The 9,986-nt window shown below is 55.5% G+C and carries 7 protein-coding genes; 5 read left to right on the plus strand and 2 right to left on the minus strand.

What is annotated here, in order from left to right:
- Positions 1–51: 51 nt before the first annotated feature.
- Positions 52–1,374, minus strand: a complete 1,323-nt coding sequence (xylA, locus tag URZ40_RS18195; RefSeq protein ID WP_116343112.1) for a xylose isomerase — start codon at positions 1,372–1,374, stop codon at positions 52–54.
- A gap of 371 nt (positions 1,375–1,745) precedes the next feature.
- Between xylA and xylF the strand changes: the two genes are divergently transcribed.
- From xylF to xylR, 4 genes are all read left to right on the plus strand, one after another.
- Entirely contained in the window at positions 1,746–2,738 is a 993-nt protein-coding gene (gene xylF, locus URZ40_RS18200) for a D-xylose ABC transporter substrate-binding protein (RefSeq protein WP_008502746.1), read from the plus strand.
- A gap of 72 nt (positions 2,739–2,810) precedes the next feature.
- Complete coding sequence (locus tag URZ40_RS18205; RefSeq protein ID WP_320720957.1) at positions 2,811–4,352, plus strand: xylose ABC transporter ATP-binding protein; 1,542 nt, start codon at positions 2,811–2,813, stop codon at positions 4,350–4,352.
- Positions 4,330–5,511, plus strand: coding sequence for a xylose ABC transporter permease XylH (xylH, locus tag URZ40_RS18210; RefSeq protein WP_041911621.1), 1,182 nt, complete (start codon positions 4,330–4,332; stop codon positions 5,509–5,511). The genes URZ40_RS18205 and xylH overlap by 23 nt, the downstream gene beginning before the upstream one ends.
- Before the next feature lie 33 nt (positions 5,512–5,544).
- Positions 5,545–6,723, plus strand: a complete 1,179-nt coding sequence (gene xylR, locus URZ40_RS18215; protein ID WP_021242460.1) for a D-xylose utilization transcriptional activator XylR — start codon at positions 5,545–5,547, stop codon at positions 6,721–6,723.
- 39 nt (positions 6,724–6,762) lie between these two features.
- Here the strand turns inward: xylR and URZ40_RS18220 are convergent, their stop codons facing one another.
- The gene (locus tag URZ40_RS18220) at positions 6,763–7,587 is read right to left on the minus strand and encodes a protein bax (RefSeq protein ID WP_045630274.1); all 825 of its coding nucleotides are present in this window, start codon (positions 7,585–7,587) and stop codon (positions 6,763–6,765) included.
- Between the two features lie 314 nt (positions 7,588–7,901).
- Here URZ40_RS18220 and URZ40_RS18225 point away from each other — a divergent pair, with 314 nt between their 5' ends.
- Positions 7,902–9,932: an alpha-amylase gene (locus URZ40_RS18225; protein ID WP_320720958.1), complete on the plus strand. Its 2,031-nt coding sequence runs from the start codon at positions 7,902–7,904 to the stop codon at positions 9,930–9,932.
- Positions 9,933–9,986: the final 54 nt, after the last annotated feature.

Genomic DNA, 9,986 nt, shown 5'->3' on the forward strand with positions numbered 1-9,986 from the left:
CCTTTGACAGAAATGCCCGGTGGCGCTTCCGCTTACCGGGCCTGGATGCTGTTATTTATCGAACAGGTAGTGATTAACCAGATTTTCCAGCAGCTCCTGGTGCCCGCTCTGGTGCTGCGGCGCCAGCTGATGTTGTTCAGCGTACTTCGCGATTTCCGCAAGCGATAACTGACCTTTCAAAATTTGCTGGCCCAGCTCACTGTTCCAGCCGCTGTAGCGCTTCGCCACGCGTTTATCCAGCTCACCGTCTTCAATCATACGTGCCGCCACTTTCAGCGCCAGCGCCATGGTGTCCATCGCGCCAATATGGCCGTAGAACAGATCGTATTTGTCGGTGCTCTGGCGACGCACCTTGGCGTCAAAGTTCAGGCCGCCGGTGGTGAAGCCGCCCGCTTTGATGATTTCGTACATCACCAGCGCATTCTCTTCCACGCTGTTCGGGAACTGGTCGGTGTCCCAGCCCAGCTGTGGATCGCCACGGTTCGCATCGACAGAGCCGAAGATGCCCAGCGCAATCGCAGACGCGATTTCGTGATGGAAAGAGTGGCCCGCCAGCGTGGCGTGGTTGGCCTCAATGTTCACTTTAATCTCTTTTTCCAGACCGAACTGTTTCAGGAAGCCATACACCGTCGCCACGTCGTAGTCATACTGGTGCTTCGTCGGTTCCTGCGGCTTCGGCTCGATCAGCAGCGTGCCGCGGAAGCCGATTTTGTGCTTATGGTCGACAACCATCTGCATAAAGCGGCCAATCTGCTCGCGCTCCTGGCGCAGGTCGGTGTTGAGCAGGGTTTCATAGCCTTCACGACCGCCCCACAGGACATAGTTTTCGCCGCCCAACTGATGCGTGGCGTTCATTGCCGTCACCACCTGCGTGGCCGCCCAGCTAAACACTTCCGGATCCGGGTTGGTTGCCGCACCCGCGCCGTAGCGTGGGTTAGTGAAGCAGTTTGCCGTGCCCCAGAGCAGCTTCACGCCGCTTTGCTGCTGTTTTGCCGCCAGCACATCCACCATCTGCGCAAAATTGTTCAGGTACTCTTTCAGCGACGCCCCTTCCGGCGACACGTCAACATCATGGAAGCAGTAGTACGGCACATTCAGCTTGTGGAAGAACTCAAACGCCACATCGGCTTTGCGTTTCGCCAGCTCGATGGCCTCACCCGGCTGCTGCCACGGACGGTCAAAGGAACCGACGCCGAACATATCGGCGCCGTTCCAGCAGAAGGTATGCCAGTAACAGGCGGCAAAGCGCAGATGATCTTCCATGCGCTTACCCAGCACCAGCTCATCCGGGTTGTAGTGACGAAATGCTAAAGGATTGGTCGTTTTTGGGCCTTCGTAACGAACGCGATCGAGTTGGTCGAAATAAGCTTGCATATTGAGCTCCATAATCAGGGTATGCGGCGAGTCGTTGATACAGGAGTAATAGTGAATAGACATTTGGGGTTGCTCAATTACGTTATTTCACACTGCTATTGAGAGAATGCACAACTGTGCGCTGGCTCGCAAAATAATGCGCAGACAAACTATTTTTCGGCGCGCATTCCAGAATCAAATGTAATTAAGGCGTTACGAATTTTAAAATCCGATCGCGGTCATAAATTCAGAAATAAACCAAATATCGTAATGAGAAGATAAAAATCTGTAATTGCCAGCCCGCCTTTCCGCGTTAAAAATTTGCTGCGACCCAGCAGTGAATGTTTCTTTTATCTCAGCAACACATACCCCTACAAAAAGGCCTAATAATTATGAAGATAAAGAACCTGACCCTAACGCTCTGCACTACGCTCCTCCTTGCAAGCTTTGCAGGGCATGCCAAGGAGGTCAAAATTGGCATGGCGATTGACGACCTGCGTCTGGAGCGCTGGCAAAAAGATCGCGATATTTTTGTGAAAAAAGCGGAATCACTCGGTGCGAATGTGTTTGTACAGTCGGCTAACGGCAATGAAGAAACGCAAATGTCGCAGATCGAGAATATGATCAACCGGGGAGTCGATGTTCTGGTCATTATCCCTTACAACGGCCAGGTATTAAGTAATGTGGTGAAAGAAGCGAAGCAGGAAGGGATAAAAGTTCTCGCTTATGACCGCATGATTAATAATGCCGATATTGATTATTATATTTCCTTCGACAATGAAAAAGTGGGCGAATTACAGGCGCAAAGCCTGATCGACAAAGTGCCTCAGGGCAATTATTTCCTGATGGGCGGTTCGCCGGTGGATAACAACGCCAAACTGTTCCGCGAAGGGCAAATGAAAGTCCTTAAGCCGTACATCGACAACGGCAAAATTAAGGTGGTTGGCGATCAGTGGGCCGACGGATGGTTGCCAGAAAATGCCCTGAAGATTATGGAAAACGCGCTGACGGCCAATAACAACAAAATTGACGCTGTTGTGGCCTCCAACGATGCCACCGCAGGTGGGGCTATTCAGGCCCTGAGCGCCCAGGGGCTGGCCGGTAAAGTTGCGATTTCTGGCCAGGATGCCGATCTGGCAGGCGTAAAACGCATTATCGCAGGTACCCAGACCATGACGGTCTACAAACCGATTACCGAGCTTGCCAATACGGCGGCAGAAATCGCCGTTGAGCTGGGCAACGGTAAGCAACCTAAAGCAGACGCGACGCTGAATAACGGCCTGAAAGACGTTCCGGCTCGCCTGCTCACGCCAATTGAAGTCAATAAAGAGAACATTGACGCCACCGTGATTAAAGACGGTTTCCACAAGAAGAGCGAACTGTAATCCGGCGCTGCCCCTGCCCTGCAGGGGCGCATCACGTTGTACTGTTCTTCCCTCGGGTTATGTGGAGCAGTTATGCCTTATTTACTTGAAATGAAAAGCATCACCAAGCGCTTCGGCGCGGTGAAAGCCGTCGACAACGTCAGTCTCCGGTTGAACCCCGGCGAAGTGGTTTCGCTGTGTGGCGAGAACGGTTCGGGCAAATCAACGTTGATGAAAGTGCTGTGCGGGATCTACCCGCACGGCAGTTACGAAGGCGAAATCGTCTTTGCCGGTGAAGTCATCCAGGCGACACACATTCGCGACACCGAACGTAAAGGCATCGCCATCATTCACCAGGAGCTGGCGCTGGTGAAGCATCTCACCGTGCTGGAGAACATCTTCCTCGGAGCCGAGATTTCCCGCCACGGCGTGCTGGATTACGACACCATGACGCTCCGCTGTGAAAAGCTGCTGGCGCAGGTGAGCCTCCACATTTCGCCGGATACCCGCGTGGGCGATCTGGGTCTGGGGCAACAGCAGCTGGTCGAAATTGCGAAGGCGCTGAATAAACAGGTCAGGCTGCTGATCCTCGATGAGCCAACGGCCTCGCTCACCGAGCAGGAAACCGCGGTTCTGCTCAATATCATCCGCGATCTGCAAAACCACGGCATCGCCTGTATCTACATTTCGCACAAGCTGAACGAGGTCAAAGCCATTTCGGACACCATCTGCGTGATCCGCGACGGGCAACACATCGGCACGCGTGAAGCCGCAGGCATGAGCGAAGATGACATCATCACCATGATGGTGGGCCGCGAGCTGACGGCACTCTACCCGAATGAACCCCACACAAAGGGCGATGAAGTGCTGCGCGTGGAGAACCTCACCGCTTGGCACCCCGTCAACCGCCACATCAAGCGGGTAAATAATGTTTCGTTTTCCCTTCACAGCGGCGAAATTCTTGGGATTGCGGGCCTCGTCGGTGCCGGGCGCACCGAAGCCGTGCAGTGCCTGTTTGGCGTGTGGCCAGGACGCTGGGAGGGCACAATTTATATCGACGGCCAGCCGGTGAAAATCGACAGCTGCCAGCAGGCGATTGCCCGCGGCATTGCCATGGTGCCGGAAGACCGCAAAAAAGACGGCATAGTACCGGTCATGGCGGTGGGTAAAAACATTACGCTTGCGGCACTCGATCGGTTCTCCGGCGCGCTGAGCAGCCTGGACGATGCTGCCGAGCAGCAGTGCATCCTCCAGTCGCTTGCCCGGCTGAAGGTCAAAACCTCTTCGCCGGAACTGGCAATCGGCCGCCTGAGCGGGGGTAACCAGCAGAAGGCGATTCTGGCACGCTGCCTGCTCCTCAATCCACGCATATTAATCCTTGATGAACCGACGCGCGGGATCGATATCGGTGCCAAATACGAAATCTACAAACTGATTAATCAGCTTGTACAGCAAGGGATTGCCGTCATCGTCATTTCGTCTGAGTTACCCGAAGTGCTCGGCCTGAGCGACCGCGTGTTGGTCATGCACGAGGGAAAACTGAAAGCCAACCTGATTAACCAGAACCTGACGCAGGAGCAGGTGATGGAAGCCGCTTTAAGGAGCGAACGTCATGTCGAAAAGCAATCCGTCTGATATCAAAGTCGCTGTTCCGACGCCCGGCGCGTTCGCTGGGCTAAAAGCGCTGAACCTGCAGGTTTTCGTGATGATCGCGGCGATTATCGTCATCATGCTGTTCTTTACCTGGATGACGGATGGCTCGTACTTGAGCGCGCGAAACGTCTCCAACCTGCTCCGCCAGACCGCTATCACAGGCATCCTGGCCGTGGGCATGGTGTTCGTGATCATCTCTGCGGAAATCGACCTGTCTGTCGGGTCAATGATGGGTCTTCTCGGCGGCGTGGCGGCGATTTTTGACGTCTGGCTTGGCTGGCCGCTGCCGCTGACAGTGGCGGTGACGCTGGTGCTGGGGCTGGTTTTAGGCGCCTGGAACGGCTGGTGGGTTGCTTACCGTAAGGTGCCGTCGTTCATTGTCACCCTTGCGGGGATGCTGGCCTTTCGCGGGATCTTGATCGGTATTACCAACGGTACCACCGTCTCCCCGACCAGCGCAGCCATGTCGCAGATTGGTCAGAGTTACCTCTCTGATAGCATCGGCTTTACGATCGGCGTGGTGGGGCTGCTAGCGTTTGTCGCGTGGCAGTGGCGTGGACGCATGCGCCGTCAGGCGCTGGGGCTTGCATCGCCAGCGTCAACGTCGGTGGTGGGACGTCAGGCGTTGACGGCGGTCATTGTGCTGGGTGCCATCTGGCTTCTTAACGACTATCGCGGCGTTCCGACGCCGGTGCTGCTGCTGGCGCTTTTGCTGCTGGGCGGCATGTTTATGGCGACGCGCACCGCGTTTGGCCGCCGTATTTATGCCATCGGCGGCAACCTTGAAGCTGCCCGCCTCTCGGGTATTAACGTCGAACGTACCAAGCTGGCGGTTTTCGCCATTAACGGCCTCATGGTCGCTATTGCCGGGTTGATCCTCAGCTCGCGTCTGGGGGCCGGCTCTCCCTCCGCCGGCAACATCGCCGAGCTGGATGCTATCGCCGCCTGCGTCATCGGTGGCACCAGCCTCGCAGGCGGTATCGGGAGCGTGGCGGGCGCGGTCATGGGGGCATTTATCATGGCGTCGTTGGATAACGGGATGAGTATGATGGACGTCCCGACGTTTTGGCAGTATATCGTCAAGGGGGCCATTCTTTTACTGGCAGTCTGGATGGATTCTGCCACCAAGCGACGGGCCTGATAACCGTATAGTGACTTAATTGGGAAGTGAGCCATGTTTGAAAAGCGTCACCGCATTACGTTGTTATTCAATGCCAACAAAGCCTACGACCGTCAGGTGGTGGAAGGTGTCGGTGAATATTTGCAGGCGTCGCAATCCGAGTGGGATATCTTTATTGAGGAAGACTTCCGCACCCGTCTGGAGAACATTAAAGACTGGCTGGGGGACGGCGTCATCGCCGACTATGACGACCCCGTCATCGAGCAACTGCTGACCGACGTCGACGTCCCGATAGTGGGCGTCGGCGGCTCCTACCATTCACCTGAACACTATCCCCCGGTCCACTATATCGCCACCGATAACCATGCCCTGGTCGAGGCCGCCTTTCTCCATTTAAAAGAGAAGGGCGTCCATCGCTTCGCGTTTTATGGTTTACCCGCCACCAGCGGCAAGCGCTGGGCCGTTGAGCGCGAACATGCGTTTTGCCAGCTGGTCGCGCAGGAGAAGTATCGCGGCGTGGTCTATCAGGGGCTGGAAACCGCACCAGAGAACTGGCAGCACGCGCAAAACCGCCTGGCGGACTGGCTGCAAACGCTGCCGCCGCAAACCGGTATTATTGCCGTGACGGACGCCCGCGCCCGACACGTGTTGCAGGTCTGCGAGCATTTGCATATCCCGGTGCCCGAAAAACTGTGCGTGATTGGCATTGATAACGAAGAACTGACCCGCTACCTGTCCCGCGTAGCGCTCTCCTCCGTTGCACAGGGCACGCGTCAGATGGGCTATCAGGCGGCGAAGCTGCTGCACCGCCTGCTCGATAAAGAGTCTCTGCCGCTTCAGCGCCTGCTGGTGCCGCCTGTCCGCGTTGTGGAACGTCGCTCAACCGATTATCGCTCCCTAAGCGACCCGGCCGTCATTCAGGCCATGCACTATATTCGCAACCACGCCTGCAAAGGGATTAAGGTCGATCAGGTGCTGGATTCGGTGGGCATTTCCCGCTCGAATCTGGAGAAGCGCTTCAAAGAAGAGGTGGGCGAGACTATTCATGCCGTCATCCATGCGGAGAAGCTGGAGAAGGCCCGCAGCCTGCTCATCTCCACGTCACTGTCGATCAACGAAATCTCGCAGATGTGCGGATACCCGTCGCTGCAGTATTTCTATTCGGTGTTTCGCAAAGAGTATGACACCACCCCAAAAGAGTATCGGGATCGCCACAGCGAGGTGCTGATATAGAAAAGAAAACGCCTTCCAGGTGGAAGGCGTTTTTTGACATTACATATGGGCGGCGATTAAGCGCTGGTTATCCTGGTACATAGCGAACAGATAGTTGTTATAGCTATTTCCCTTCGTCGAATAACCTTTCAGCTTGTGAATCATCGCACTGGCCGTCACTTCCTGATCCGCTTTACGCAACTGAGCGCGTGATTTACGGAACGATGAGTAGGCCGGGTGCGTATTAAGATTCACCGCGTAAGCATTCACGGAATCTTTTACTGATTCGAACTGAGAATAGCCCTTCACCTTACCGGGCGCATTATTACAACGACCTTTCGCACACTTCATGCCGAACAGGTTATTGTTATTACGCGCCAGCTTAGACGTCCCCCAGCCGCTTTCGGCTGCCGCCATGGTCGCAACCATGCTGCCTGGGATAATGTCCACACGCTCAAGGAGAGCATTCCACGGTACGCGACGCGTGTTACCGTTCCAGCTCAGCTTGTAGCGCTTCGTGATGTCTTTCAGACGCGCGCGTTCAGACGGCGACCAGCGGCTATCGTACTGTTTTGAAATCAGCCAGTTACGATCCGCCGTAATCGCGGCATTTTGACTTGTTATGTAAGGCATTACCGTCCGGAGAAACGCTTTTTTTCTTGGTGTTCCGGAAGGGTATTTTCGCAAATCAGGAAGTGAACTACTCTTTGCACTATTGCGAGAATACTCTTGTTTACTGCTAACCTTACTACTTGTCGTCTTTATTACGTGGGCTTTCTTACTCGTTGTATCCGTGTGCGTCTTCGCAAGCACCCCACCCGAAAATGTCGTGGTGAGTAACATGAGTATCGCGGCCCCATATCGTCGAATGGGAGTCGATATCATTAGGTCTCCTGGTCGGATGTAATCATCCCAACACCTTATTTTTTTCACAAATTTGAGAGCGGAATCTCAAATCATATCAAAAATAGACTTCAAGAGCACGTATAGAAATAGTCCAATTCCGAAACTATGTCACCTGAAAATTGCTCACAAAAACATCATTCCTGAAAAAATGTGTGCGATATCGCAGATAACTGCCTCATTTTGCGCGGGATCACTCATCCTCACACGTCCTCCCGGGAGAAAGCGATGGGGGATGAGTTTTTCACCGCATCCTGATGGCACACTGGTCAAAAATGCCGCGACAGGAAAATGGAATGAAACGCACCGCATTAGCTCTTCTGCTGTTACCCGCTCTGGCACATGCCGACTGGTCATCGCCGGGGTTTAAAGCATTTCGCGCCGAAGGCACCGGCATTTTCACCAGCCAGACAAAGCTTGCGAAGGGTACGCGTCCTCTGACGCTGAGTTTTGACAAGACGTGCTGGCAGCCTGCGGAGGCGATAAAACTCAATGAGATGCTGTCGCTTAAGCCCTGTGACGGCACGCCGCCGCAGTGGCGCCTTTTCCGCGACGGTGACTACCAGATGCGGATTGATACCCGCTCCGGCACGCCCACCCTGCTGCTGACAATTCAGAGTGCCGCAGAACAGTCGGTTGCAAGCGTTATCCGCCAGTGCCCGAAGTGGGACGGTAAACCGCTGACGCTGGACGTCAGCCATACCTTCCCGGAAGGCTCCGTGGTGCGTGATTTTTACAGCAAACAGACCGCGACGGTGCAGAACGGAAACATTACCCTAAAGCCCGCCGCCAGCAGTGGTGGCCTGCTGCTGCTTGAGGGCGCCGAAACCGACAAGCCAGCGCCGTTTAGCTGGCAGAACGCCACCGTCTATTTTGTGCTCACCGACCGCTTTGTGAATGGCGACCCGAGCAACGACAACAGCTATGGCCGCCACAAAGACGGCATGCAGGAGATTGGTACCTTCCACGGTGGCGATCTCAAAGGGCTCGCCAGCAGGCTCGACTATTTACAGCAGTTGGGGGTGAATGCGCTCTGGATAAGCTCCCCGCTTGAGCAGATCCACGGCTGGGTAGGCGGTGGCACCAAAGGGGATTTCCCACACTACGCCTATCACGGCTACTACACCCAGGACTGGACGAAGCTTGATGCCAACATGGGCACCGAGGATGACCTGCGCCATCTTGTCGATGAAGCACACAGGCGCGGCATTCGCATCCTGTTCGATATCGTCATGAACCACGCGGGCTACGCGACGCTTGCGGACATGCAGGCGTACCAGTTTGGCGCGTTGTATCTGCAGGGCGATGAGTTGAAAAAGACGCTGGGAGACCGCTGGACTGACTGGAAGCCTGGCGCGGGCCAAAGCTGGCATAGCTTCAACGATTACATCAACTTCAGCGACAAAGCCGCATGGGAAAAATGGTGGGGCAAGAAATGGATCCGCACCGACATTGGCGATTACGACAACCCCGGCTTCGACGATTTAACCATGTCGCTGGCATTTCTCCCGGACCTGAAAACGGAATCCACTACCCCTTCAGGCCTACCCAACTTCTATCAACACAAGCCCGATACCCACGCGAAAGCCATCCCGGGGTATACCCCACGCGACTATCTCACCCACTGGCTCAGCCAGTGGGTGCGCGACTACGGCATTGACGGTTTCCGGGTGGATACCGCGAAGCACGTCGAGCTTGAGGCCTGGCAACAGTTAAAAGACCAGGCAAACCAGGCGCTGGCCGCCTGGAAAGGGGCTAACCCGGACAAAAAGCTCGATAACGCACCGTTCTGGATGACCGGAGAATCCTGGGGCCACGGGGTGATGCAAAGCGATTATTACCGCCACGGTTTTGATGCGATGATTAATTTTGATTATCAGGAGCAGGCGGCAAAAGCGGTGGATTGCCTGGCCGATATGGACCTTACCTGGCAGCAGATGGCGGAGAAGCTGCAAAGCTTCAACGTGCTGAGCTACCTCTCATCACATGATACGCGTCTGTTCCGCGAAGGGGGCCAGCGCGCTGCGGAGCTGCTCCTGCTGGCACCGGGCAGCGTGCAAATCTATTACGGGGATGAATCCGAGCGTCCGTTCGGGCCGACAGGCTCCGACCCACTACAGGGTACCCGGTCAGATATGAACTGGCAGGACGTCACGGGCAAGCAGGCCTTAACCGTTGCCCACTGGCAAACGCTGGGCCAGTTCCGCGCCCGCCATCCTGCAATTGGCGAAGGCAAGCAAACCACGCTGTCGCTGAAAGAGGGGTATGGCTTCGTGCGCGAGCACAAGGGCGATAAGGTGTTGGTGGTATGGGCGGGTAATCAGTAATCTCCCCCACCCCTCACCCCGTCCCTCTCCCCAAAGGGGCGAGGGGGAAAAGAC

It is taken from the genome of Enterobacter sp. 296B2 (assembly GCF_034106185.1).
In the GTDB taxonomy this organism is placed as follows: Bacteria; Pseudomonadota; Gammaproteobacteria; order Enterobacterales; family Enterobacteriaceae; genus Enterobacter; species Enterobacter cloacae_N.